Origin of the sequence: Pseudarthrobacter sulfonivorans (assembly GCF_001484605.1) — a bacterium.
Lineage (GTDB): Bacteria > Actinomycetota > Actinomycetes > Actinomycetales > Micrococcaceae > Arthrobacter > Arthrobacter sulfonivorans_A.
This window is the reverse complement of the sequence record NZ_CP013747.1, coordinates 4,941,400-4,964,662: the sequence shown is the minus strand read 5'-3', so window position 1 is coordinate 4,964,662 and position 23,263 is coordinate 4,941,400. Positions and strand designations below refer to the sequence as shown.

The window sequence follows — 23,263 nt, the reverse complement described above, 5'->3', positions numbered from 1 at the left end:
GCATGCCTCTCTGGCCGCGGTACTCAAGCCCTGACGACGTCGTCGAGATCGAGAGGACACCTCTCTCCGAACGCGGGCTTCCGGCCTCGACGTACGAGCTGCTGTGCCGGGCCGCCCAGCTGTGGCCGGATCGGACGGCGGCGGCCGTACTTCGGAGCACCGAGCACTGGCAGGACCCCGTCAAGCTGACGTTCGCTGAGCTTCACGCCACCGTGAACCGGATGGCGAACCTGCTGGCAGGAATCGGCGTCGGCCGCCAAGACACCGTGGCCCTACTCTCGCCCAACTGCCAGGAGCTCATCTCCGCGACCCTGGCGGCCCAAGCTGCCGGGATTGCCGTCCCGATCAACCCCGCTTTGTCCGAGGATCACATCGCCGAGCTGCTCCAGCGTTCGGGCGCGCGTGTGCTGATTGCCGCCGGGCCTGATCTCGATCCCGTCGTCACCGAGGCCGCGTTCAGCCTCGCGAAGAAGGGTCTGGTGGACACTGTGCTCCTCCTGTCACCGACCGGGCAGGCGCCCGCCGGGCCGGCCACAACCGTCGGAGACGCCAGCGTGGACTACCTGACACGCCGGGCAGCAGACGCATCATCCGAACAGTTCCACGGTGATCAGCCTGGACCCGGCGATCTGGCGGCACTCTTCCACACCGGCGGCACAACCGGCACCCCGAAGCTTGCGGCCCACACCCAAGCCAACGAGGTCGCCGACGCGTGGATGCTCGCAGCCAACGACCTCCTCGACGAGGACGCAGTGTTCTTCGCCGCCCTGCCGCTGTTCCACGTCAACGCCCTCATGGTGACCGTCCTCGCGCCCCTTTTCAAAGGCCTGTCGGTCGTGTGGTCCGGACCGCTGGGCTACCGTGAGCCTGCCCTCTACAGCGTGTTCTGGAAGGTCGTCGAGCACCACCGGCTTACCGCGATGAGCGCCGTCCCCACCGTCTACGCCGCGCTCGCCGCGTCTCCCGTGAACGCCGACATCAGCAGCCTTCGCCACGCCATTGTCGGAGCCAGTCCCTTGCCCGCGGCCGTGCGTGCCGGCTTCGAGGCAGCCACCGGCGTCGGCCTCGTCGAAGGGTACGGCCTGACGGAGGCGACGTGCGTCAGCGTGCTGAACTTCCCGGGCGCCACCAAGGGCTCGCTCGGCTGCCGGCTGCCCTACCAAGAGATCAAGGCGGTGCACGTTGACGACGACGGACAGTGGCACGAGGCCGGACCAGGCACAAGGGGCCTGCTGGTGATCAAGGGACCGACGGTCTTCCCCGGCTACGTCATCGGCAACGGCCCCGACGGCCTCCTGCTGGACGGACTCGGCAAAGTGCGGGACGGCTGGCTCGACACCGGCGACCTCGGACAAGTCGATGAGGACGGCTTCGTCCAGCTCACCGGTCGCGCCAAAGACCTGATCATCCGAGGGGGCCACAACATCGACCCCGCAATTGTCGAGGACGCCCTCCTCTCCCACCCGGACGTGACCGGCGCAGCGGCGGTCGGCAGACCCGACCGGCATGCGGGAGAGGTACCGGTCGCCTACGTCACATTGGCCGCGGGTGCTACCACCAAGACCGAGGACCTGGTCCGATGGGCGGACGACCGGGTTGGGGAAAGGGCGTCCTCGCCGAAGTCCGTCACCGTCGTCGACCAGCTTCCGGTCACTGCCGTCGGCAAACCATACAAGCTCGCGCTCCGTGCAGACGCCACCAGGGCAGCGCTGAGCGAGGCCTTGCGGGAGCTGGCTGACGTGCACGCCGTGGAAGCCGATATCGAGGACGGCGCGATAGTCGTCACCGTGAGCGCTGACGAGGCATCGCATGCAACCGTGAGGCGTGCCCTCGACGAGTACGGGGTCCGATGGCGGATCACGAATAGGACCGCACGAAAGGCAGATCGATGATCATCGTCCTCACGATAGCGCTGGTTGGATGCTTCACCATGCTGGGCCTGGCAAAGGTGGCTGGCACAGAAGCGATGCTCGCCCGCGCCGCACATGTGGGCTTGAACAGCACCGCCTACAAACGTATCGGCGCTCTGGAGCTGCTTGCCGCCCTCGGCCTCCTGCTTGGGCTGGTCGAGCCCTGGATCGGCCTCGCGGCAGCCGTCGGCCTCGTGCTTCTGATGGCCGGAGCCTTCGTTACCCATCTCAGGAACGGCGACGGTCCGCGTGAGATCGCCCCGGCGGCGGTCATGACGGCGGTACTCGTCGGCTATCTTGTTCTCATTCCGGCGGGAACAGGATGAGCGCCCAGAACGACAGCGCGGTTCCGGTGGTGGTGGTCGGCGCTGGACCTTCCGGCCTGGCTGTCGCCACCCTACTCGGCCAGTACGGCGTCGAGTGCCTCATTTTGGACCGCTGGGAGGGTGTCTACCCGCTACCACGAGCGGTACATCTCGACGACGAGGTCTATCGCATCCTCAACCGTCTGGGCGTGGCGACGCAATTCGCTGGGCTCAGCCGCCCTGCACGCGGGTTACGTCTGCTTACACCCGGCCACAGGCTGATCGCGGAGTTCCAGCGATCGGCTGACGGCGGCGCCCACGGCTACCCCCAGGCGAACATGTTCGACCAGCCGGAACTCGAGCAGCTCATGCGCAACAACCTCCGGATCATGCCTACGGTGACCCTGCGCGGCAATGTCGACGTCCTCGGTGTGACCCAAGACGACGCGGCAGCCCGGGTGGAGTTCACGGATCGTGTCACGGGGGCACGCGAGTCGGTCCGTACCAGCTACGTCCTCGGCTGCGACGGCGCCAACAGCGTTGTGAGGGGGGCCATCGGCGCGGAGATGGAGGACCTGGGCTTCGAACAGCGTTGGCTGGTTATCGACATCGACACCTCGGCGCCGCTGAACCAGTGGGAAGGCGTCCACCAGCTGTGCGACTCCCGCCGCGCCGGTACTTACATGCGCGTCGGAGAGGTCCGCTACCGCTGGGAGTTCCGGCTGCTGCCCGGCGAGACTGCCGCCGACTTCGCGACGATGGATACACTCCATCCGCTGATCCGGCCGTGGACCGGTGACGTCCCGGTGGACGATCTGCGCGTGATCCGGGTGGCCGACTACACCTTCCGCGCCCAGGTCGCCAACAAGTGGCGCGACCGCCGCGTCTTGCTCCTCGGCGACGCCGCTCACCTGAGTCCTCCCTTCATCGGTCAGGGCATGGGGGCAGGACTCCGAGATGCGATGAACCTGGCCTGGAAGCTCGCCGGTGTTCTTGCCGGCGACCTCCCCGCAACCGCGCTGGCCAGCTACCAGACCGAGCGCAAGCGGCACGCGAGAAGAACCATCACCCTCGCAAAGCTGGTCGGCCTCACGATGACCGCAGGTGGTCGCGTCGGTAATGCCCTGCGGAGATTCCTCGCATCGGGCCTGCACCTTGTGACAGGCCTGCCCGCCTGGTCCGGGACAGCGATACTCCCGTGTTCTGGCACTCGACTCTCGGCACTCGCCCGCACCTCCGCCGTCGGACGTCCCTGCCCCAACGCCCCGACCTCGAGAACCCCGGACGCCGACCGATTCGACGACATCGCCGGAAACGGCTTCGCGCTGGTAGCTCTCACGATCACTCCCGAGGAGCGCAAACGGATCCTTCACAAGGGCGCGGCGCCCGCCGTCCCCGGCCCCGGATCTGAGCTCCACCAGTGGCTCGTCCGACATCGAGTCGCTGCTGCGGTGGTCCGCCCGGATCGCACCGTGATGTTCACCTCCGACTCCGTCTCCGGGAGCCTCACCCGCCTGCCGTCGTTCCACGCGGCAACCGCGAACGCCGGGCGAACAGAGCGATGAAAGGTCGCCTGACCATGGTTCAACCCGAAGTGATGGTTTCTCAACCGCCTGTCGGGCGTCGGCGACAAGCGGCCAATAGGCGTGCAGGAAAACAATCAAGCCGTCGGCCGGGCCCGGATGCGCAGCAACGCTCAGAGGCGCTCAAGGAGCGCGTGTACGTCACCTTTACCGTCCTGGCCGTGACGATCGCTTTCGAACGCGACGCCGAACACGCAACAGTGGCCGGGGCTGCACTCACGCTCCTGCTCACCGTCCTGGGCACGCTGCTCGCCGTCTTTGTTGCAGATGTGATCGCGCATATGGTCCGGGACAGCTCCCTGCCATCCCGGGCCGAACTCGCCCACCTCATATACGTGAGCTTCGGGTCTTTGGGTGTCATCATCGCGCCGATGGTGATCCTCGGGCTCAGCACGCTTGGCGTGATCGGCGTGCCGCCGGCGCTCCGGGTGATCGCGGTGACGCTCGTCGCCACCCTGGTAATCATCGCGCTCTTCGCCGTGCGGCGACTGCGCGTCAAGCCATGGCTCAAAATCCTGGTCCTCGCCATCATGGCGGCGCTTGGCCTCGCGGTGCTCGCCATCGAGCTCGCCATCCACTGAACAGTTTCAGGTGGCGTTTGCAACCGGGCCGAATTCCGCATGTTCCGCGGAGCCCAGTGTTTGCAGGGGTTGGAATGCAGTTCGAGTCCCACCTCGGGCACGTATTCCCTGGTCAGAGGGGTTTTTGCCGCGGCGAGAGTGCCGTACGAGGCAGCAACGCCGGCTGGAACGGCCTGCGTGCCATTGGTTGAGAGTTCATTCCTGCCGTCCCCCTTTCGGATTTGTGCTCGGCGACTTCGCGGTGTCACCTCTCCATGCCATCCGCACGCGGTTCCGACATGACCGCCCGACGGGATGTTCGCGAAGCCCTGCACTGAGCCCGCAGCCCGCAGGGATTTAGCGGACAAGCCTCGTAACCTATGAGGAGTGATGGTGGGTGGGACTGCAACCCGCCAATAGACACAGGGCGGTTTCCAACAAACGTCGCAACACCGACTGAAAGTGGTGTTGATTCATGCGCAGTGCGACGCGCCGATCGAGGAAAATGGGGCCTCCGGGTTGGGTTGAGAAGAGGCCCTTGTATGTTCAGCTCATGAAAGAAGGGCACTCCAACCGGGCGGCATGCAGGATTCTTGGGATCAACCCGAACACAGGCCATCGTTGGTTGCATGGCCGCAACGGGGTGGAGGGCTTGGTGCAGCAAGGCTTGGATCCGAGGCCTCGTAAGGCGGTTCCTGCGGCAGGTGGGTCCAGCCGCTATTTGTCAGAGGACGAACGGATCTTCATTGCTGACCGGTTGCTGGTTCGGGCGAGTCTTCAATCGATCGCTCGTGATCTTGGGCGGTCCCCGTCCACAATCAGCAGGGAGTTGGCTCGGAATCGTCCCGACTCACGTCGCTATCATCCGTTCCGCGCCCAGAAAATGGCACAGAAGAGGAGGGCGCGGCCAAGGCTGGCCAAGCTTGCCGGTGATGACGAGTTGCGGCATTACGTCGTGGAGTGCCTGTCGAAGCGGTGGAGCCCTCAGCAGGTCTGCCGGGCCTTGAAGGAACGGTTTCCAGGGGAAAAGCATCGGCATTTGGCGCATGAAACGGTCTACCGTGCGCTTTACCATTTGAGTATCCGCCCCGTTCCAGCCGGGTCTGCCCGGCTGCTGCGATCGGGTAAGTTCAGCAGGCGGCCGCGGTCCAGGACCAAGGTGAAGCCACGCCAGTACATTGCTGATGCTCTGAAGATCGGTGACCGCCCAGCCCACATCGCTACCAGGGAAGAAGCGGGCCATTGGGAATCTCAATGCTGTTGTCAAGCAGCCTGGACGCCGCTGACGGTGGCTGGTTCTCGGTAAACGGCGTGGTCGCGAAGCATGGCCCAGAGGACGTTGATGCGGCGTCTGGCAAGTGCGATGAGCGCTTGTTTGTGGGACTTCCCCTCGCTGCGTTTCCGGTCGTAGTAGGTTCGTGAGGCGGGACTGTTTTTCAGGCTGGAGAGGGCAGCGAGGTAACAGGTCCGGAGGAGTCTGCGGTTGAACCGGCGTGGCCGGTGCAGGTTACCGCTGATTCGTCCGGAATCGCGTGGGACCGGGGCAAGGCCGGCGACGCTGGCGAGGCGGTCGACGGAGTCGAAGCCGTCCAGGTTGCCGCCGATGTTCGCGAGAAAAGTAGCTGCGAGTACGGGTCCGAACCCAGGCATACTCAGGAGAACATCGGCGCTGTCGTGTTGCCGGAACAGATCCGTGATCTGGGCATCGACGATGGCGATTTCTGCATCGGTTGCCCTGATCTGCTCGGCCAGCCGGACGACCAGAGCCGCGCCCATGGACTGGGCCGGCAGGACGGTGTGCTGGGAGTTTGCAGCGTCGAGTGCCTTCTCCGCCATCTTTGCGCTGTTGCGGCAGCCTCGTTTTCTGAGCCAGCCGGTGAGTCTGGCCAGTCCAGAGCGCCGAATACTCTCGGGGGTTTGGTAGCCGCCTAAAAGGATTAGGGGTGCTTTCTTGGAATAGTCGAACGCACGCTCGAGCGCAGGGAAGTACTCCAGCAACATGGCCCGGAGACGGTTGATCGCGCGGACCCGGTCACACATCAGATCCGTGCGGCGGGCGGTCAGCAACTGCAGGTCCACGCTGATCTGGTCCCCACCGCGAACCGGTTGGAGGTCGGTGCGCATGCGTGCCTGGTCGGCGATGATCCTGGCATCCTTCGCGTCCGTCTTGCCATCCCCGCGATAGGTCGCTGCAGCGTGATGCACAATCCGTCCGGGGATATAGAGCAGGCGCTGCGCGTGGGCTGCCAACAGCTCGATCAGCAGCGCCGCGCCGCCGGCGTTCAGATCCGTTGCCCAGCAGACCTCTTCCCCGGCCGCGATCTCCGCGGTCGTGGCAATGAGCTCAAGCAGCGCCTTCTCGTCGTTCTCGACCCGTTTCGAGAGCAGCACTGTTCCTGTTTGATCGATCACGACGCAATGATGGGCTCTCTTGCCCGCGTCGATTCCAGCCCACAATCCCGTCATGTCCTAGTGGTATGTCTCCAAAATAGTTTGCGGGTGTTCTGTTAAACTGGGGGTATGACGAATCCGGCTCCTGCATTGGTGGTTTCTGATGGACAACGTGCAGCATTGGAGGTCCTTTCGAAATCGCAGACGGCGTCCCATCGCGAGGTTCAGCGGGCGCAGGTTTTGTTGATGGCCGCGGAGGGGTTGGCCAATGAATCGATCGCGAAGGTCGCCGGGACGAGCCCGGGGACGGTGAGGTCCTGGCGGGCCCGGTTCGCCGAGGACGGCCTGTCCCACCTGGGAGAGGTGCGTGCCGGGCGGGGCCGCAAGCCGGTCATTCCGCAGTCAAAGATTGACGAGATCGTTGATCTGACGCGCAATTCCAGGCCCGAAGGGCAGACGCACTGGTCGGTGCGGACGATGGCGGCGAAGGTGGGGGTGTCTCCGGCGCAGGTGCAGCGGATCTGGGCGGCCAGGGGCTTGAAGCCGCACCTGGTGGATACGTTCAAGCTCTCCAACGATCCGCGGTTTGAAGAAAAACTCATTGATGTCGTCGGCCTGTACCTGAACCCGCCGGAGAAAGCGATCGTGCTGTGCATGGACGAGAAATCGTCCGTCCAGGCCCTGGACCGCACCCAGCCATCCCTGCCGATGAAGAAAGGCCGGGCGGAAACGATGACCCATGACTACAAACGCAACGGCACCACCACCTTGTTCGCTGCCCTGGACGTGGCCACCGGAAAAGTCATCGGCTCATGCCTGCCCAAACACCGGCACGAAGAATTCCTGGTGTTCCTCAAGACCATCAACAAAGAAGTCCCGCAGGGCCTGGATGTCCACCTGATCCTGGACAACTACGCCACCCACAAGCACCCCGACGTGAAAGCCTGGCTGGCGAATAATCCCCGCTTCCAGCTGCATTTCACCCCCACCTCGTCCTCGTGGCTCAACCTCGTCGAGCGCTGGTTCCGGGAACTCACAGACAAGGCCCTGCGCCGCGGAGCGTTCCATTCCGTACCGGACCTGATCCACAAGATCGAAGAGTATCTCGCCGCCCACAACACCGAACCCAAACCCCTGGTCTGGACCGCGACCGCAGACTCAATCCTCAAAAAAGTAGCCCGCGGCCGCGTCGCCCTCGAAACCATCAAACAAAACTGAGACACACCACTAGGTCCCTTCAATCAGTTCCTGATTTAGTAGGCCCTGTCGATAACCACGCCGGCACGTCCTTACCCAACGATCAATGTCGTAAGTCTCAATCAGCGGTCGAGTCATCGGCGGGCAGCGGGCGGCCATTCCCAGTAAGCCGTCCAAGCGGCAAGGAGATCTGGGCCATACCCGCCGCCCGAGGGTGATCGAAACACTACGACAGCCCGAAATCACCCACAACAACACCGTAAGGAAGGTGACCTCATCATGGGGAAGGGGAACAAATCAGCGATAGTGACGCTGGTGGAACGCTCTTCCAGGCTCCTCGTTGCCTTCGCGCTCCGTCCAGGCAACAGGTCCGATAACATGCGTGACCAGCTCATTGAGGCCCTGGGGGTCATGCCGGCCACGCTGCGGAGGACGTTGACGTGGGACCGGGGCTCCGAGATGGCCAAGCACGCCGAGGTCACCGCGGCGCTTGGAACTCTCGTGTACTTCTGTGATCCGGCCAGCCCCTGGCAACGTGCTTCGAACGAGAATGCCAACGGCCTGCTCCGCCAGTACTTTCGTAAGGGCGCGGACCTCAGCACGGTAGAACAGGCTGAAGTCCGCTTCGCCGCTGATGAGATCAACGGACGGCCGCGAGCCGTCCTCGACTGGGATAGTGCAACCGCGCGGTTTGCATCCCTCCAAACCGTTGCTGCGCTTTGAACGAACGCAGTTTCCGCTGCCACCTGAAGCACTGGTCAGCTGCCCACAGATGGGGACAATTCTCGAACGTTATCCACCGCTACGGCGGCCAGGGAGCTACCTGGAAGGCTCCCCAATTCAGCCGTGGATAACCCGAATTGACCCCAGGTATGGACAGATGAGGAGTTAGTTTGGAGTCACGGCTGGATCTACCGTCTTTCCTAACGCTGGTTCGTCTTCAATGAGCGAAAGCCCCTTTAAAGCAGAGTATGGGTCATGCCTCTAGTCCCGGGTGGTGCCCCGGTGGATAATTAGGGCATGGATGGCCCGCTGGGGTCGGTCGATGGCGTGGAAGCTGGCGAGCTGGAGCGCCTGCGGCGACGCGCGTACGGACGGGATGGCGACATCGCGGGGGATGTGGCGGCTCAGGCTCGGCTTTCCGAACTGGAGGCCGCCCAACACCGACAGCTGACTCCCGTCATCGATCCCGCCCCGAGCGTCCCCACGGCACCGTGGTGGCGCCGCCACCGCTGGTTGATGATCCTCGGCGGCGCCATTGCGGCCCTCGCCCTCGTCGCGTGGCTGTCGCAGCTGCTTGCTGATGAGCCCACTGCAATCCCGGCCAACACGTTGACGGAAATGGCGCTGCCCGTCCCAGATGCGCAGCACCGTTGGAAGGCCGTGCCCGCACCGGACTTCGTGCTCGCGTTGGAGTCGGTCGGTGCGGACGCCGATAAGCCGCAAGACAACCTCGGCACTCTCGACGCGCTGGGTCTCAATGCCAATGAGCTGCGGCAATACGAGAACTTCGGCCGTCACCGTGTCTGGAGCGGAGAGTCTCGCTACGGCACGGTCTGCCTGCTCGTGGCCGACTATGCGATTCGCGAGAGGAACGGCGCCGAAGGGTGTTCCCCCAAAGGCCTCGAGACCGTCGCGGAGATGATGTGGTCCCACGACCAGGGTCTCCACCGATTCGTGCTCAACGGCGACCACGTCGAGGTCTACGTGTTCCACAGAGCCGCCGACCCGTCAGACGCGTCAAAGGGCAGCGTCCCATTCAAGTAAGGAAGCGCTGGTCGCAGCCGCTCTTACCAGACGCCACAAGGCATGGCTTGCCGAATTCGCCGTGCCCGTTGTCGGGCGCCAAGCCCAGGCGCTGGCCGAGGAACTGCTGCTCGTGGTCACCGGCGTCTTGGCCATGCGACTGCGTGAAGCTGGACATGGAACAACAACTGCACGCAGGGTTGCCAGCTTTCTGATTGAGGCCCGAACAGCCTGACCGCGCAGGAAGTGAACCGCGGTATACCCGCTTAACCGAATGAGTGAACATCGGCTGCTGCTCAGCTAGGCCGACGCACCCTGAGCTGCCCCACTGGCTGCAACTCAGAGTCTGTTACCTTCGAAATTCGAAGCTGTTGCGACGTTTGTTGGAAACCGCCCAGTGTTGTCGCAGCTCAGGGGCATTTCCAGGCCCAGTGTGTGCAAATTTCCGGAGAAGTGTGGAGACGCGCAGGCGTTTTCTTCAAGTCACCCCACTAGCCGCATCAGGAAGATGGCACATGTCCGCACTCCGCCGCCGCCCTATCTGGGTGGCCTGGCGGCCGGCTCGGATGGCGCACCCAGCGTCGTGGAGAATTCCATGGCTACCTTGGCGGCGAGGGCTCCTGCCTGCTCGAGATGACGGCCGAATCGCTGTTTGGGGGCGCTGACGTTGAAGGCGGCGACAATTCGCTGCTTGAAGTCGTACACCGGTGCTGAAACACCGACAACCCCCAGCTCGAATTCTTCATCCACGACGGCATATCCGCGCCGTCGGATGAGGGCTATCTCTTGGCAAAGGTCATTAAACGTCTTGATTTTGGACGGAATGTGTCCAGTGGCCGGGCCCTGACGCGGCGAGATCCTGCGCCGCGCCTTCGAGCTGGTCACCGCCCGGGCGGACGACTTCGCCCTGGCCATGACCCTGGAAATGGGCAAACCGCTGGCCGAATCACGCGGCGAAGTGGCCTACGGTGCCGAGTTCCTGCGCTGGTTCTCCGAGGAAGCAGTCCGCATTTCCGGCCGCTACTCCACGGCACCGGACGGCAAGTCCCGGCTGCTGGTGACCAAGCGCCCCGTGGGCCCGTGCCTGTTCATCACGCCGTGGAACTTCCCGCTGGCCATGGCCACCCGCAAGATCGCCCCGGCCATCGCGGCCGGCTGCACCATGGTGCTCAAGCCGGCCAACCTGGCCCCCGCTGACGGCGCTTCTGCTCACCGAAGTCTTCCGGGAAGCCGGCCTGCCTGCCGGCGTCCTGAACGTCATCCCCACCACCCGTCCTGGCGAGGTGACCGGACCCCTGATCCGGGACAGCCGCCTCCGCAAGCTCTCCTTCACCGGGTCCACCGGCGTGGGCCGGCAGCTTATTGCCGACTCCGCCCACCAGGTGCTGCGGACCTCCATGGAACTCGGCGGGAACGCGCCCTTCCTGGTGTTCGAGGACGCCGACCTGGATGCCGCCCTGGACGGCGCCATGCTGGCCAAGCTGCGGAACATGGGTGAGGCCTGCACGGCGGCCAACCGCTTCATCGTGCACGAATCGCTGCTCGGCGAGTTCAGCCGGCGCCTCGCGGAACGGATGGCCTCCCTGAAGCTGGGCCGCGGCTCGGCGGAAGGCACCAACATCGGGCCGCTGATCGATGCCAAGAGCCGGGCGAAGGTGGACGAACTGGTCCTGGACGCGGTCGCCGGGGGAGCCACGGCACTCACCGGCGGAGCGCCGTCGGACGGTGACGGGTACTTCTACCCGCCCACGGTCCTGAGCAATGTGCCCGCCACTGCACGCATCCTGCAGGAGGAGGTCTTCGGTCCCGTGGCACCTGTTGTCAGCTTCCGGACCGAAGCCGAGGCGATCGCCCTGGCCAACGACACGGAGTTCGGCCTGGTGGCCTACGCCTACACCCGCGACCTCAACCGCGGGCTGCGGCTCTCCGAAAAGGTGGACGTGGGGATGTTCGGCCTGAACACCGGCATTGTGTCCAACCCGGCGGCCCCGTTCGGCGGCGTCAAACAGTCCGGCCTGGGCCGCGAAGGCGGCATGGAGGGCATCGAGGAGTACCTCGAGACCCGCTACATCGGCATCGCGGACCCTTCCTGATGCTTCGCATCCTCGTCACGGGCGGCACCAGCGGGATCGGTGCCGCCCTGGTCCGCGAGTCCCTCCGCGCCGGGCACACCGTGTTCACCACAGGGCGCGACGCCGGACGGCTGGCGGAGTTCCTTGACTCCTGTTCGGGCCTGGGCAACGTCCACGGGGTTGTTGCCGACGCGGGGGACTGGGACCAGACGCGCGTCGCCGTGGCTGCCGCGGTAGAAACTATGGGCGGCCTCGACGTCGCGGTGGCCAATGCCGGGTTCTCGGCTCCGGGCGATCTGGCGGACGGCGACCCGGAGCGATGGCGGGACATGGTGCTCACCAACGTCTACGGCCCGGCAGTCCTGGCGAAGGCTGCGCTCCCGGAGCTCACCACCAACCGCGGCCACTTCGTGCTGATGGGCAGCACGGCCGGCCGCAAGGTGTATCCGGGCAATCTGTACACCGCCACAAAATGGGCTGTCACCGGCTACGCGGAATCGCTCCGCCAGCAGCTCGTGGGCACCGGGGTCCGGGTACTGCACATCGCCCCGGGCCACGTGGACACACCGCTGTGGAAGGAAGCGCCCGACGCCGCCATCGCACCTGAATCCGTGGCCGGGGCGTTTCTTTGGGCTTTGTCCCAGCCCGCCGGCGTCGACGTCTCAGAAGTGGCGATACGGGCCACGGGTCAGGCCTTTTAGTCGATCATCAGTGGGATCGGAGGCCACGCCCGGTGGAGGCCCATGCTTGGCAGGGATGTTTAGGGCAGACTGGTGGCGTGAGCGGAATCCGGTGGGTGCTGCATGTCGATCTCGACCAGTTCATCGCGGCGGTCGAAGTGCTCCGGCGGCCGGAGCTTGCGGGGAAGCCGATCATTGTCGGCGGTCGGGGGGACCCCACGGAACGAGCGGTGGTATCGACCGCATCCTACGAAGCCAGGGCGTTCGGTGTGGGTTCCGGAATGCCTTTACGCATTGCGGCCCGGAAAGTGCCCGACGCTGTGATCCTGCCCGTCGATCAGGAGGCTTACCTCGCGGCGTCTGAAACGGTGATGGCTACCTTGCGCGCGCAGCCCGGCGCCACCGTGCAGGTGCTGGGTTGGGATGAAGCCTTTGTAGGCACTGAGACAGAGAATCCGGAAGCCTACGCCCGGCAGGTGCAGGCCGCTGTCCTGGAGCGAACGCAGCTGCATTGCAGCGTGGGCATCGGCGACACGTTGGTCCGAGCCAAAGTCGCCACCGGTTTCGGCAAGCCGGCCGGCGTTTTTCGTCTCACTGCCGGGAACTGGCTCGACGTTATGGGCAGCCGGCCCACCAAGGACCTGTGGGGTGTCGGAACCAAAGTGTCGGGCCGGCTGGCCAAGCTCGGCATCAACACAGTGGCGGAGCTCGCCGCGTCCGACCCCCAGAACCTGGTTCCTGAGTTTGGCCCCAAGATGGGTCCTTGGTACGCGGAGCTCGGACGCGGGGACGGCGCCAGCGTTGTGGACGACACCCCGTGGGTTGCCCGCGGGCACAGCCGGGAGACCACCTTCCAGCGGGACCTGACCGAGCCCGCCCAGGTGGACGACGCCGTGAGGGAGCTGGCAGCTCGTGTCCTTGAGGATGTTGTGGCTGAAGGACGGCCCGTGGTTGGACTGACTCTGAAGGTTCGGTACGCGCCGTTCGTGACCAAGAACCACGGAAGGAAGATTCCCGAGACATTCGACCGGGAGGAAATCCTCGCGAGGGCCTTGGACCTCGCAGCAGGAATCGAAGCGGGCCGTCCGATCCGACTCCTAGGCCTGCGGGCCGAAATGGCCATGCCCGACGATGCCCGAAAGGGACATACGCCTACGCGAGGCGGTTGGTGAGTGAAGTGAAATGTTCAGTCTGGGTTTTATTGGCCGCCGTCCTGTGGTTGTGCGGGTGCACCAGTCCAGGCAGTCCAGTCACGGGGCATTCCGGGGATGTTGCCGGGGTGGTCCTGACCGCCCCGGTCTGTCCCGTCGAACGTGTTGGTCAGGAGTGTCCACCGCGCCCAGTATCAGGGGCCGCGGTTGTGGCCTTGGACGGGGACGCCGTCCGGGGCTCAACACAAACCAATAGCACCGGTGCCTTCCATCTGACTCTGCCTGACGGTCGTTATGTGATCAGAGCGACCAACGTCGGCGGCTACGCTTCGACGGCTACCGAGCTGGTGGTCATCTCGGACAGGCCCGTTCACATCACGCTGGTTGTTGACAGCGGGATTCGCTAAGCCTGATCCGGGCAGGGCCGGCAGATGTCGGCACCGATCCAAGCTATTCCGGCGGCATACGACGGGGAACCCCTCACCTTAAGGAGAACAATGACCGAGCCGGATCAAGGACGCGGCTGGTTGGCCCGCAGAGTGCTGCCCGGCGGCGTAGAGCCGGACCCGCGATTTTACTCTGGCCACCGAGCGAACCTTCCTGGCTTGGGTCCGCACGGCCCTGGCCTTCCTGGCCGGCGGGCTGGCACTGGAAGCTTTCGCGATTGAGGCCTTGCCCGAGCCCTTGCGCAAGGCACTGACAATACTCCTGGTGGCTATCGGGATGCTGATCAGTGCCGGCGCCGCAGTGCGGTGGGTTTCGATCGAGTCGAGCATGCGGCACGGAAAACCACTTCCCCTGCCGCTCATTGTTCCGCTCCTCGGCCTGGGCGGGGCAGTCACCGCAGCTGTCGTGATCATCCTGATCGCGCTGAACTAGTGCCGGGAGCTCCGGCTGCTCCCACGCACCAGGACCCCGGGCTCCAACCCGAACGCACGGTGTTCTCCTGGGGCCGGACCAGCATGGCTCTATTTGGCGCCGCGCTGGTTTTCCTGCGCTGGCTGCCTCACTACGGTTTCTGGATTCTGATTCTCATCGCGGTGGCGGGTACCATCGCGGTCAGCATTTACGCCACACAGCGCGGCCGCTATTTCGCACGCGTGAGGGGCATCGCGGCGGAACGGTTTCACTCAGACGTGGCTGCCGTCTTCTGGACCAGCGGCTCCGTTGTGCTGATGGGGATCCTGGGCCTGATCATCCTGCTCACGGGCTAACGTCCAGCGTCCGCGTCCTCGTGCCGGGCTCTCAGCCGACAACTCTGGTGAGATCCGCGCCGTGGCGGCTGCCGCCGTCGTCCGGCATTTCCGCCGTGGCCCTGACGCCGCCCATCCCGGCACGGCCCCGCCTACCTGGCGGAGCCCAACACCGGCTGGCCCGGCGCACGCTGAGCGCGCGGGCCTCCTCGTCCGGTCTCCTACGGGCTTTCATTCTGCCGGGCTGGCGTCCCTGAAGGTCTGCGTTGATGCTGGCGGAGTGCGAGCAGCGGAAACAGGAGTACCGAGAGCATTCCTGCTCCGACCAGCGCGGATGCGATTCCGCCTGAGATAAGCCCCTCGTCCCGGCCAATGCCTGTCACCGCCACGATAATCGGCAATCCTGTCGCACCAAACAGGATGATGGCCCGTTTGTCGGCAGGGCTGGACTTTGGGGGAGCGGCGAGTAGCGACGGCAGACCGCGGATGATGAGCAAGAGGAGCAGAAACATGGGGAACAGTGCGAGAGCAGCGGGGCTGGCGGTTAGCGCGCGTAGGTCGAAGTCTATGCCTGTGTCGATGAAGAAGACCGGCACCAGGAATCCGAAAGCGATGGCGTCGATTTTCGCCTCGATGACTTTCCGGTCTTGCTCGGGAGCGCGCGCGATGGCGACTTTCCAGAGGACTCCGGCGGCGAATGCACCCAACAGCATGTCGAGTCCCAGGACCATGCTGAGCACAACGAGCACGGTGAGGATGAAGATGATGGACCGGACGGCGAACTGGCCGCTGGTGTGGAGGGTCCTGGTGACCTGGGAGTGGAGCAGTGAGTGCCGTGCGCGCGACGCGAGATAAATCGCCAGGCCGGTCAGGAGAACAAACCCGAGAAGCACCGCTGTTGCCGGTCCCAACTGCCTGCCACTAAAGAACAGCGAGATCGCAATGAGAGGACCGAACTCCCCAACCGCACCCAGTGCGGTGACCGCGATACCGATCGGGGATTTCGATTCTCCTGCGTCGCGAAGGATCGGCAGCAGCGTACCCAGAGCTGTGGAACACAAGGCTACTCCGATGATCACGGCGGCCTCCGGCGTGGGGGCCAGGAGTAGGCCAGCGCCAATGCCTGCCGCCAAGGAGATGACCCAGCCAGCAGACGCACGGTTGGCGGGCCGGCCGCGGATTAGGGCGAAATCAATCTCGTTGCCGGCAACGAAGAAGAGCATTGCCAGCCCGAAATCGGCGAGCGTATCCGTGAACTCGGCGGGTTGGATCCACCCCAACAGGCTGGGGCCGAGCATGATTCCGAGGACAATTTCGAAGACCACGATCGGCACCTTGACCACCCGATCAAGGAAGCGGGCCGCAAGGGGTGCTGCGATAGCCAGCAAGGCGATCAGAACCATTGACGTCGACAAGCCATGCATCGGCGGTACCTCCGGTACCTCGGCTGCTTCGAAGGTAAAGTAATCCAAAGCTACCGCCACTGTTGGGGATGGCGCCATAACAGCCACCTCCCAAATGCTATTGGCGATTCTTCACTGTTCCTCTGGGGATCGTGGCGGGAGCAATGTTGTGGTTGAGGCGGAAGACGTTGTCGGGGTCGTAGCGGGCTTTCACGGATGCCAACCGGTCGTAGTTCACGCCGTATGCGGCCCGCACACGCTCCTGCTCCATGCCACCAGGGTTGTTCACGTACACCGCCTCTTTGGGGGTCGAGGAGCGGCTTTCCCTTACCGCGATGGGAAGCTCACCTTGTTCAGCATGAGCAGTCACCCAACGTCCGTATGCGTTGCATTGGCCCGGACACGGCATGCTTTTACAGCTCTGACCTGCGGAAACGTCATGCGAACGTTTTTACGACGCCCCTTAATGCTCGGTTTCGGCCTGGATGAACCGCCGGGTGTTCGGCCCCAGGTCGACGCCCTGGGGCGGTCCGGTGAAGATCACATCGCCCGGGAGCAGGTCACGCCCCGTGGCAGGCCATCAGGGCGGGAACCGTCAGCCGGCGGAAAGAGCATGTCGCGACGACTGGGCAGAGGTACGGTCCGCCCGGACCGCACCTCTGCCTTCTGGCTGCTTGTCTCAGCGTTTCTTGAAGGCGTCTTTGACTTTTTCGCCGGCCTGCTTCAGGTCCGCTTTGACCTGGTGGCGTTTGCCCTCGGCCTTCAGCCGGTCGTTGCCCGTGACATCGCCAGCTGCCTCTTTGCCCTTGCCGTGGAGTTTCTCGGCGGCGTTGTGGATCTTGTCACCCAAACCCATGGTGATTCTCCTTATTTGGCCGCCCCCTCGACGTGAATGCCGTGGAGGCCGACAATTAATTGTAGGGACAGAACCGTCAAAAGTTGGTGCGATGGACGATCGGCATATGCGATGGCTTGGGGCGGAATTAGTGGTCATCGGGCCGGAGGATCCGGCAATGGACTTCGGTCCTGGATTTCGCTGCGTGTATTCGGTTGTGATTTTTCGGCGCGGAGTGGCAGGTCTGCGTCAGTGCTGAATTGGCCCTCGGACACGCAGGACAACGGGATGTGTCACCACCTCATCCCAGCCACGTATACATCCCGCCCGGCGCTGCCAGGGCTAGGCACGGCCGGAATGCTGCCGACCGGGTGGCATGATCCTCCTGGCAGGCGGTTTCACCCGCGAAACGTGAAGACGCGTCAGCAGCGTCGGGTGGCGGGGCTCCAGGCGATCAAGGTATGCAGATCGACCCAGAAGAGGGCCACGAGCGCCCAGAGGACAGCCGCGGCAGGCATTCTTCCACCTCGGGAACGTCGCTAGCGTGCCGAACAGGGCCTTGGCATGACTGATTTATGGCCACCGACATGGATCTGGACAAGATTGAGAAGGATTTGCAGGAGGCGATAAGCACCCGCAGGAATTCCGCACGCGCGCTCGTGTTATCAAGAGAAGACGTGACGGAAGCCCGGGGAGCCTTGAACGAGCGGAACAGGAAGATGTCCGGCGCTGTGGGTCCGCGCGCAGATCGGGCTGGACGGCCTACGGACTTCGGCAGTCAGGGCTCCCCGAGCCGGCCGCGGAGCCAACGCAGGCGGCCGAATCGACGGAACACACGTGGCAGCCTCTGGCTGCCGGGCCGCGGGAGTCCCATACCGCCGGGCGGATAGAGGTGCGTCCTAGTTCAACCGCCCGGGATCTCGACGGCATGGCGCCGCGTGCCGGGCCGGTGCCGCTCGTCGTAACCAATTTCGACCGGCTCGTCCGGTCCCTACCCGATGCGAGGGACATCATCGAAGACCTCGCCAAACGTCAGGTGACGCTCGGCATCGGCGGGTCCGTCCACGACCCCACCGCCCCCACAGTTGGCGGTTCTTCAACGTCCGTCCTAGCCATGGTCGCCGAATTCGAATCCGACCTCATCACGGGCTCGCGAAGGCATGCAGGTCGCCACAGCCAAACGCCGGCTCCGCGGCAACAACCCAAACTCAGCAAGAGCTGGGAAGACCACCTCATCTCCCTATATAGGGGAGGACAACACACCACCACCGAAATCGCTGCCCTCGTCAACGTCGCCCGGAGTACGGCATCGTCCAAGGAACGCCCATACCTGAGGCAGCGCACGGTCCAGGACTGCCCGGCGCCGCGGGTCAGGATCGACGAGACTGTCTTCATCCTCTTCCTGCGCAGGAGCATCCAAGCATGACGGGGTAGCCGCGGGGCTGTCGGATAATGAAAGGAGTCTCCAATGACAAGGCCCACGATGAGCCAAAGGTCCTTCCATTCGGGAGCCGATGGCGTCCAGGCGAGGTCGCGGCCAGGCTTTCGCACTCGCCGCCGGCGTGTGGCGCAGCCGGCGCATCAATGCACCCGCAAACTTGCACTGATCGCCTACGACGGGCTCAATAATCTAGGCGATCAACGTATGCAGATCGACCCCGAAGAGGGCCACGAGCGGCCAGAGCACAATCGCCGCCAGGCCTTCCAGAATGTTGCCGGGAACGTTCCATGCCACGAGATAGCCGTGGGTGGCGGCGACCACTACGCCGATGGCCAGATACACGGCCCCGCCCAGACCAATTCCGCGCCTGCCCATTTTGCGCCTGCCAATTCCGCGTATCATCGCTCATCTCCCGCTGCGGGGTGTGAATCACATTATAGTAGCGCCAGGGGCATTAGAGAGGGCCCAGGCTCCCTCCGGTTTGTTGTTCCGGGGGACGTTCTGATGGAGGGCTTCGGCGTCCGTGGATGCCGGCGATGTCTCCTCCCACAACGGGCAACGCTCGATCCAACACATGCACACCGCGTCCCCCAGCCCCGCCCTGAGCGGCCTGCCTGTTCGCGCTCCCTGCCTGAATCGGCTCAGCTCCGGGCCAGGCTGTCTTCGCAGGCTCCGACCAGGCCTGTCTGTGGGTGTACTCCCGTGACAAAATAGGCGTTACGCACCGCCGTATCTGCGTCTGCTGTTGCGCTAAGGATCGGAAATGAAGAGAGAGCTGAAGGACGCCGCGAACGCGGTCGAGGATGCATCGAACTCGAGGGCTCTTGTGATTGCGGCCAGGGCAGGTTTTGCCGTCAGCGGCCTGTTGCACCTTCTGGTCGGGTTCGTCGCCATCCAGTTGGCTTTAGGGACGGCGGGAAAGGCGGGACCGGCGGATAAGGCCGGTGCAGTCGCCCAACTCGCCGCCCAGCCGCAGGGGCTGCTGCTGCTGTGGGCCGGATTCGCCGCCTGCGTGGCTCTGGCACTCTGGCAAACCAGCAACGCCGTGTTCGATTATGGTCAGCTGGAGGTCAGGAAGAAGGTGGGAAAGAAGCTGTCCGCGGCCGGCAAGGCGGTGGTGTTCGCTGTCATCGCGCTTACGTTTGCTGCCTCCGCAGGCGGAAACAGCCAGACCAGCGGACAGTCCACCAGCGACTTCACAGTCTCCATCATCAAAGCGCCCGGGGGTGCGTTCCTGCTGATCGCCATCGGGGCCGCGATCGCCGTCGCCGGCCTTGTCTTCGTGGTCCTCGGAGTCAAAGGATCGTTCAAGAAGGATCTGCGGCTGCCGCCCTCGGGCACCGCACGGTCCGTCGTGACGGGGCTGGGCGTGGTCGGCTACATAGCGGAGGGCGTCGCACTGTTTCTGGTGGGATTGCTGTTCATTATTTCCACCGTTAACGCCAACCCTCAGGAGTCCACCGGCCTCGATGGCGGGCTGAAGGCGCTGCGCGAGCAGCCGTAAGGGGTCTACATGCTGACCGCCGTCGGCGCCGGTCTGATCTGTTACGGTCTCTACCTGATGGTGAAGGCCAAATTCGCGCGGATGTAAGCTCCTCGCCGACCGCGGCCAGCTCCTGCTCCACTGGATTGAGGGGGACGGCCGGCTCTCCGCTGACGGCAGCCGCCAAGGGCGCGTCGACAGGCGAAGGGGCGGAGCGGTGGGTGGGCCAGCAGACCTCACCGGAGGCGATCTGCGCGATGCGGACATGAGCCGTGCCGACGACCGTTACCCGCCATGCCCCGTCCGACCCGGCCTGCGGTGGCGGGGTGATCAGGTCCAGTCCCCCTACAGCCGCCCGGATCTTCGCCCTGGATCCCACTGCTTTTTCGATCATTTCCCCACACCATGCCCAGCGGAATGTCCTCGCTCAGCTCTTCGGCCTCGAACAACACCTCCACCACGGACTTGACCAGCGCGGCGTCTCTGGCCACACGGGGGTAGCGCCTCACCGTCTCCTTGTCCGCGGACTTCGCCGCCCGCCCGAACAGCTCATTGGCCATGAGCGCATCGAAGAGTTCCAGGGCGTCATCGGTAGCCTTCGTTTAAACCCATGTCAGCGTGGCCAGCAAGATCGCGGTCCGCATGCTGTCCGGATGCCGGGCAAGTTTCGGCGCCTTTTCGTTCATTCCGGACCGGGCCAACTGCAACATTCGCCGCTTGGAAACGCCCGTGCCCACGGTATCGACCTCTCCCAGACGCAGGGCCGCGATTTCGGATACCCGGCCCAGCGCCTTCATCATCGACCGGCCCGATGGATCTCTGCGTGGCGGATGACGCCACAAATCAAATTGGGACCGCCGCCCCTGACCGGGGGCCAGAAGCACCCTATCGAGTGCCACAGCCTGCTCACTTGTCACCACCGCAGCAAGAGCATCATGTAGCCGGGACTCGGCCTTCTTCCTGACGCCGGCCACCTGGTCGCGGAGGGTGCTTACTCCCGGCAGCAGCACGCGGCGCCCGCGTAGCCAGGCCACCGCCGCGAAAACAGCGTCTTCGGCCCCGCATCGCTGGTCCACGCCTGCCGGTCCACCCACTCCAACAGCTCCGTCTCCATCGAGGCGTAAGTGACGAAACCGTATACCTCGGCGATCTCCCACTGGTGCTCGAACCGAGTCTGCTTCCGTTCCACGTACCGCTTCACACACGACGGATCCGCCACCCCCACCTGCGCCGCAACAAAATCGACGACAGCGGTTGGAACATCCACGGGATCATCCAGGAAGGCACCCAGATGACGAACGGTCACAAGCTGGAGTCCGAACCCGAGCCGATTGTGGTCACCCCTCCGCTTCGCCACGAGCTCGCGATCCAGGTCATCGAGGAAGAAAAACCGCTCCAGCACCGCCTGTTCCGGAGCTTCATGCGCATACCGCCCGTACGCCGCCTCTTCGGCAGCCGTTAAATATTCACCGGCCATGCTCTCTCAACGATCGACGCTGGCAATCGTTGCGGTCGGTTTGGTCCTTAGCGCTACTTTTCCGCGGAATGGTCCTCGACCCCCTCTTTGAGGTACGGGGTCATCGCCTCGAAACAGCGGCGGGTCCAAGCGACATTCCCGTCCGCGTCCGCCGGGTCCTCCCACTGGGACACGATCAGGAAGTCGTACTGACGATCGCGGTGGGCGAAAGCGGTAGCCCGCGCGTCCACCCGGCTGGCCACTCCGGTCATCTGCTGTAGTCCGATGCCCGTATAGGGTGACGGGCTGGTTGCTCCGAACTCCAGCATCACCTCGATGGCGGTGTCCCGGTGACGTCCTTGAGATAGCTCGATTTCCAGTAGTGCTGGCGCCCGACGGTGCACCACTATCGCGCGAGCACTGGAACGTCAGATAAGGCAGCGGTCGAATATCCCCCTCGATGGGGTTGTCGAAGTCCCTCAACGGCCGGAGCGTGTGCTCTCCCTCGTCGAACTGGCCGCAGTAGCAAGCTGTTATCGAAACGAACGGCCGCCCCTTTGCATCCCGGCTTACTGAGGCGCTGGTAGACAGTTCATCCGGCGCACCGCTCGAAAATTCGAAGTAGAAGCGCAGCGCTGCCCGGGCTTTCTCGGGCGGGAAGATCAGTCCGCCGGCGAGCACATTGCTTACCTGATGAAGGCGATACGTGAGTGACGTGACCACGCCGAGTTACCCCACCTCCACTCAGGGCCCAGTAAAGGTCTTCATGGTCGAGTTCACGGAGCAACAGTCCAGTCTGTGCCTGGGCTACACCGCGGGCAGGATCCACCTGTATGCCCTTCATGCGGGAGAGGTCGAGCATCAGCCCGCCTTCGCACACGGACGCCCCGGATCCGCTGTGCCCACCGCCGTGTATCGACAGCGGCAGTTGTTGTGCGCGGGCGAAGCGCACGCCCTGCATAACGTCCGCTGCCCCAGCGCAGCGGAGGATGGCTGCCGGGCGTCGGTCGATCATGGCGTCGAAAACGCGGCGGCTGCGGTCGTAGTCCACGTGCTGGGGCGTCAGCAGTTCGGCCCGTACGTGATCTGCCAGGTCGCCCAGCCAACTCGTGTTCTGGTCGTGACCGTTCTCTGGCGCCGATCCCTGTGGCATCCGAACCTCCGATGATTGGGGCCGACACTGGCCCGCGCGGCAGCAGACTCAGCCCATTAGCCGAGTACCAACGTCCCCGGCCGGCTTGCCTAGCGGGCCGCTGCCGCCTCCTTGATTATTGAAGCCACGGCTTGCGGCTGTGAGACATAAACCGAGTGGCTTGCCGCGACTTCGGACACGGTGGAACCGGCTCGTTCCGCCATGGCATGTTGCGCGGCCGGTGGGATCATCCGGTCTTCGGAGGCGATCAGGTACCAACTGGGCAAGGAACGCCAGGCAGGTTGGGTGATGGCTCCTTCGAGGGCATCGACGCCCCAAGGGACCTGCGAGTCGGATGGCGCGTCCCTGACCAGCTGCGGACGCGGTTCGGCGGGACGTCAGGTTTCCCTGTTCCGGCGGGAGAACTCGCGGTGGAGTTTGTTCCTGGCGCCGTGTTCGACAAGGGTTGGGATGTAGGTCCGGATCCGGCCGGCATCCAGTGTTTCGTATTCCTCTGTGACGACCCGGACGACCACCGGCCGGGGTGCGTCGGGATAGCGTGCGGCGAGCAGGTCGGTGACTTTGGCGATGGTGTCGTGCTTCTCCGTATCTTCCATCCAACTAGTTTGATGCCGAAGACTTGTGGCGTCTATCACATTTTGCAGAGATGGGGGGAAGCGCTGAAGACCCGCTCGACGCGAGCACGTCCGGTTTCCGTTACGGTG

General features: G+C 64.3%; 28 protein-coding genes and 1 pseudogene. 16 read left to right on the top strand and 13 right to left on the bottom strand.

Features of this window, described 5'->3' with window-relative positions; translation table 11 throughout:
- Positions 1-2 precede the first annotated feature (2 nt).
- The 5 genes from AU252_RS22610 (at position 3) to AU252_RS25085 (ending at position 5,664) form a co-directional block, all read left to right on the top strand.
- Entirely contained in the window at positions 3-1,892 is a 1,890-nt protein-coding gene (locus AU252_RS22610; protein ID WP_058933115.1) for an acyl-CoA synthetase, read from the top strand.
- Positions 1,889-2,236 (top strand): DoxX family protein, encoded by a 348-nt coding sequence (locus AU252_RS22605; protein WP_058932619.1) that lies wholly within the window; start codon positions 1,889-1,891, stop codon positions 2,234-2,236. The genes AU252_RS22610 and AU252_RS22605 overlap by 4 nt, the downstream gene beginning before the upstream one ends.
- Positions 2,233-3,780: a bifunctional 3-(3-hydroxy-phenyl)propionate/3-hydroxycinnamic acid hydroxylase gene (locus AU252_RS22600; RefSeq protein ID WP_058932618.1), complete on the top strand. Its 1,548-nt coding sequence runs from the start codon at positions 2,233-2,235 to the stop codon at positions 3,778-3,780. The genes AU252_RS22605 and AU252_RS22600 overlap by 4 nt, the downstream gene beginning before the upstream one ends.
- Before the next feature lie 152 nt (positions 3,781-3,932).
- Positions 3,933-4,379, top strand: a complete 447-nt coding sequence (locus tag AU252_RS22595; RefSeq protein WP_240484259.1) for a hypothetical protein — start codon at positions 3,933-3,935, stop codon at positions 4,377-4,379.
- Between the two features lie 454 nt (positions 4,380-4,833).
- Positions 4,834-5,664, top strand: a complete 831-nt coding sequence (locus AU252_RS25085; protein ID WP_083510528.1) for an IS30 family transposase — start codon at positions 4,834-4,836, stop codon at positions 5,662-5,664.
- On the opposite strand, the gene AU252_RS22585 is transcribed toward AU252_RS25085, so the two are convergent.
- Positions 5,622-6,824, bottom strand: coding sequence for an IS110 family transposase (locus AU252_RS22585; RefSeq protein WP_058932616.1), 1,203 nt, complete (start codon positions 6,822-6,824; stop codon positions 5,622-5,624). The two genes, AU252_RS25085 and AU252_RS22585, sit on opposite strands and share 43 nt — an antisense overlap.
- Before the next feature lie 54 nt (positions 6,825-6,878).
- Here AU252_RS22585 and AU252_RS22580 point away from each other — a divergent pair, with 54 nt between their 5' ends.
- From AU252_RS22580 to AU252_RS24325, 3 genes are all read left to right on the top strand, one after another.
- Positions 6,879-7,967, top strand: a complete 1,089-nt coding sequence (locus AU252_RS22580) for an IS630 family transposase (protein ID WP_058932615.1) — start codon at positions 6,879-6,881, stop codon at positions 7,965-7,967.
- 255 nt (positions 7,968-8,222) lie between these two features.
- Positions 8,223-8,669, top strand: a complete 447-nt coding sequence (locus tag AU252_RS22575) for an IS30 family transposase (RefSeq protein ID WP_276203749.1) — start codon at positions 8,223-8,225, stop codon at positions 8,667-8,669.
- 297 nt (positions 8,670-8,966) lie between these two features.
- Positions 8,967-9,713: a DUF2474 domain-containing protein gene (locus AU252_RS24325; RefSeq protein WP_058932613.1), complete on the top strand. Its 747-nt coding sequence runs from the start codon at positions 8,967-8,969 to the stop codon at positions 9,711-9,713.
- On the opposite strand, the gene AU252_RS24035 is transcribed toward AU252_RS24325, so the two are convergent.
- Positions 9,706-9,870, bottom strand: a complete 165-nt coding sequence (locus tag AU252_RS24035) for a hypothetical protein (protein ID WP_157769057.1) — start codon at positions 9,868-9,870, stop codon at positions 9,706-9,708. The two genes, AU252_RS24325 and AU252_RS24035, sit on opposite strands and share 8 nt — an antisense overlap.
- Positions 9,871-10,229: 359 nt before the next feature.
- Positions 10,230-10,607 carry an IclR family transcriptional regulator domain-containing protein gene (locus tag AU252_RS22565; protein WP_083510525.1) on the bottom strand — a complete coding sequence of 126 codons (378 nt, stop codon included), beginning with the start codon at positions 10,605-10,607 and terminating at the stop codon, positions 10,230-10,232.
- Between AU252_RS22565 and AU252_RS22560 the strand changes: the two are divergent.
- From AU252_RS22560 to AU252_RS22535, 6 genes and pseudogenes are all read left to right on the top strand, one after another.
- Positions 10,540-11,785 (top strand): annotated as a pseudogene (locus tag AU252_RS22560) (NAD-dependent succinate-semialdehyde dehydrogenase); the annotation flags it as partial. The gene AU252_RS22565 and the pseudogene AU252_RS22560 overlap by 68 nt on opposite strands.
- Entirely contained in the window at positions 11,785-12,465 is a 681-nt protein-coding gene (locus tag AU252_RS22555; protein ID WP_058932612.1) for an SDR family oxidoreductase, read from the top strand. The pseudogene AU252_RS22560 and the gene AU252_RS22555, both read left to right, overlap by 1 nt.
- A 95-nt stretch (positions 12,466-12,560) precedes the next feature.
- Positions 12,561-13,616, top strand: coding sequence for a DNA polymerase IV (locus tag AU252_RS22550; protein WP_058932611.1), 1,056 nt, complete (start codon positions 12,561-12,563; stop codon positions 13,614-13,616).
- Complete coding sequence (locus tag AU252_RS24030) at positions 13,613-14,002, top strand: carboxypeptidase-like regulatory domain-containing protein (protein ID WP_346425581.1); 390 nt, start codon at positions 13,613-13,615, stop codon at positions 14,000-14,002. Before AU252_RS22550 ends, AU252_RS24030 begins: the two co-directional genes overlap by 4 nt.
- A 172-nt stretch (positions 14,003-14,174) precedes the next feature.
- On the top strand, positions 14,175-14,474 hold the full coding sequence (locus tag AU252_RS22540; RefSeq protein ID WP_346425693.1) for a YidH family protein: 300 nt from the start codon (positions 14,175-14,177) through the stop codon (positions 14,472-14,474).
- On the top strand, positions 14,474-14,809 hold the full coding sequence (locus AU252_RS22535) for a DUF202 domain-containing protein (RefSeq protein WP_058932609.1): 336 nt from the start codon (positions 14,474-14,476) through the stop codon (positions 14,807-14,809). Before AU252_RS22540 ends, AU252_RS22535 begins: the two co-directional genes overlap by 1 nt.
- A gap of 200 nt (positions 14,810-15,009) precedes the next feature.
- Here the strand turns inward: AU252_RS22535 and AU252_RS22530 are convergent, their stop codons facing one another.
- From AU252_RS22530 to AU252_RS22525, 3 genes are all read right to left on the bottom strand, one after another.
- Complete coding sequence (locus AU252_RS22530) at positions 15,010-16,290, bottom strand: cation:proton antiporter (RefSeq protein WP_240484257.1); 1,281 nt, start codon at positions 16,288-16,290, stop codon at positions 15,010-15,012.
- A gap of 19 nt (positions 16,291-16,309) precedes the next feature.
- Positions 16,310-16,561 carry a BBE domain-containing protein gene (locus tag AU252_RS24725; RefSeq protein ID WP_430929459.1) on the bottom strand — a complete coding sequence of 84 codons (252 nt, stop codon included), beginning with the start codon at positions 16,559-16,561 and terminating at the stop codon, positions 16,310-16,312.
- A gap of 309 nt (positions 16,562-16,870) precedes the next feature.
- On the bottom strand, positions 16,871-17,047 hold the full coding sequence (locus AU252_RS22525; protein ID WP_058932607.1) for a CsbD family protein: 177 nt from the start codon (positions 17,045-17,047) through the stop codon (positions 16,871-16,873).
- A gap of 871 nt (positions 17,048-17,918) precedes the next feature.
- On the opposite strand from AU252_RS22525, the gene AU252_RS22520 reads away from it, so the two are divergent.
- Positions 17,919-18,452, top strand: a complete 534-nt coding sequence (locus AU252_RS22520) for a recombinase family protein (RefSeq protein ID WP_346425580.1) — start codon at positions 17,919-17,921, stop codon at positions 18,450-18,452.
- Positions 18,453-18,656: 204 nt separating this feature from the next.
- Here the strand turns inward: AU252_RS22520 and AU252_RS22515 are convergent, their stop codons facing one another.
- On the bottom strand, positions 18,657-18,842 hold the full coding sequence (locus tag AU252_RS22515; protein WP_058932605.1) for a hypothetical protein: 186 nt from the start codon (positions 18,840-18,842) through the stop codon (positions 18,657-18,659).
- A 388-nt stretch (positions 18,843-19,230) separates the two neighbouring features.
- Here AU252_RS22515 and AU252_RS22510 point away from each other — a divergent pair, with 388 nt between their 5' ends.
- On the top strand, positions 19,231-19,971 hold the full coding sequence (locus AU252_RS22510) for a DUF1206 domain-containing protein (RefSeq protein ID WP_346425579.1): 741 nt from the start codon (positions 19,231-19,233) through the stop codon (positions 19,969-19,971).
- Positions 19,972-20,552: 581 nt separating this feature from the next.
- Here the strand turns inward: AU252_RS22510 and AU252_RS23455 are convergent.
- From AU252_RS23455 to AU252_RS22480, 6 genes are all read right to left on the bottom strand, one after another.
- Complete coding sequence (locus AU252_RS23455) at positions 20,553-20,750, bottom strand: hypothetical protein (RefSeq protein ID WP_083510522.1); 198 nt, start codon at positions 20,748-20,750, stop codon at positions 20,553-20,555.
- 191 nt (positions 20,751-20,941) lie between these two features.
- Positions 20,942-21,427 (bottom strand): DUF4158 domain-containing protein, encoded by a 486-nt coding sequence (locus AU252_RS22495; RefSeq protein WP_083510521.1) that lies wholly within the window; start codon positions 21,425-21,427, stop codon positions 20,942-20,944.
- A 53-nt stretch (positions 21,428-21,480) separates the two neighbouring features.
- Positions 21,481-21,813 carry a hypothetical protein gene (locus tag AU252_RS22490; protein WP_157769054.1) on the bottom strand — a complete coding sequence of 111 codons (333 nt, stop codon included), beginning with the start codon at positions 21,811-21,813 and terminating at the stop codon, positions 21,481-21,483.
- Positions 21,814-21,998: 185 nt separating this feature from the next.
- The gene (locus tag AU252_RS25080; RefSeq protein WP_430929489.1) at positions 21,999-22,367 is read right to left on the bottom strand and encodes an FAD-binding protein; all 369 of its coding nucleotides are present in this window, start codon (positions 22,365-22,367) and stop codon (positions 21,999-22,001) included.
- A 281-nt stretch (positions 22,368-22,648) separates the two neighbouring features.
- The gene (locus tag AU252_RS25075; RefSeq protein ID WP_083510519.1) at positions 22,649-22,912 is read right to left on the bottom strand and encodes an alpha/beta fold hydrolase; all 264 of its coding nucleotides are present in this window, start codon (positions 22,910-22,912) and stop codon (positions 22,649-22,651) included.
- Positions 22,913-22,936: 24 nt separating this feature from the next.
- Positions 22,937-23,155, bottom strand: coding sequence for a three-helix bundle dimerization domain-containing protein (locus tag AU252_RS22480; protein WP_058932601.1), 219 nt, complete (start codon positions 23,153-23,155; stop codon positions 22,937-22,939).
- Between the last annotated feature and the right edge of the window lie 108 nt (positions 23,156-23,263).

Coding starts and splice junctions, on each gene's coding strand:
- AU252_RS22610 (WP_058933115.1), top strand. CDS start 3: ATGCCTCTCTGGCCGCGGTACTCAAGCCCTGACGACGTCGTCGAGATC.
- AU252_RS22605 (WP_058932619.1), top strand. CDS start 1,889: ATGATCATCGTCCTCACGATAGCGCTGGTTGGATGCTTCACCATGCTG.
- AU252_RS22600 (WP_058932618.1), top strand. CDS start 2,233: ATGAGCGCCCAGAACGACAGCGCGGTTCCGGTGGTGGTGGTCGGCGCT.
- AU252_RS25085 (WP_083510528.1), top strand. CDS start 4,834: ATGCGCAGTGCGACGCGCCGATCGAGGAAAATGGGGCCTCCGGGTTGG.
- AU252_RS22585 (WP_058932616.1), bottom strand. CDS start 6,824: ATGACGGGATTGTGGGCTGGAATCGACGCGGGCAAGAGAGCCCATCAT.
- AU252_RS22580 (WP_058932615.1), top strand. CDS start 6,879: ATGACGAATCCGGCTCCTGCATTGGTGGTTTCTGATGGACAACGTGCA.
- AU252_RS24325 (WP_058932613.1), top strand. CDS start 8,967: ATGGATGGCCCGCTGGGGTCGGTCGATGGCGTGGAAGCTGGCGAGCTG.
- AU252_RS24035 (WP_157769057.1), bottom strand. CDS start 9,870: ATGTCCAGCTTCACGCAGTCGCATGGCCAAGACGCCGGTGACCACGAG.
- AU252_RS22565 (WP_083510525.1), bottom strand. CDS start 10,607: ATGGCCAGGGCGAAGTCGTCCGCCCGGGCGGTGACCAGCTCGAAGGCG.
- AU252_RS22555 (WP_058932612.1), top strand. CDS start 11,785: ATGCTTCGCATCCTCGTCACGGGCGGCACCAGCGGGATCGGTGCCGCC.
- AU252_RS22530 (WP_240484257.1), bottom strand. CDS start 16,290: ATGGCGCCATCCCCAACAGTGGCGGTAGCTTTGGATTACTTTACCTTC.
- AU252_RS22525 (WP_058932607.1), bottom strand. CDS start 17,047: ATGGGTTTGGGTGACAAGATCCACAACGCCGCCGAGAAACTCCACGGC.
- AU252_RS22515 (WP_058932605.1), bottom strand. CDS start 18,842: ATGGGCAGGCGCGGAATTGGTCTGGGCGGGGCCGTGTATCTGGCCATC.
- AU252_RS22510 (WP_346425579.1), top strand. CDS start 19,231: ATGAAGAGAGAGCTGAAGGACGCCGCGAACGCGGTCGAGGATGCATCG.
- AU252_RS23455 (WP_083510522.1), bottom strand. CDS start 20,750: ATGATGAAGGCGCTGGGCCGGGTATCCGAAATCGCGGCCCTGCGTCTG.
- AU252_RS22495 (WP_083510521.1), bottom strand. CDS start 21,427: ATGGCCGGTGAATATTTAACGGCTGCCGAAGAGGCGGCGTACGGGCGG.
- AU252_RS25080 (WP_430929489.1), bottom strand. CDS start 22,367: ATGCAGGGCGTGCGCTTCGCCCGCGCACAACAACTGCCGCTGTCGATA.
- AU252_RS22480 (WP_058932601.1), bottom strand. CDS start 23,155: ATGGAAGATACGGAGAAGCACGACACCATCGCCAAAGTCACCGACCTG.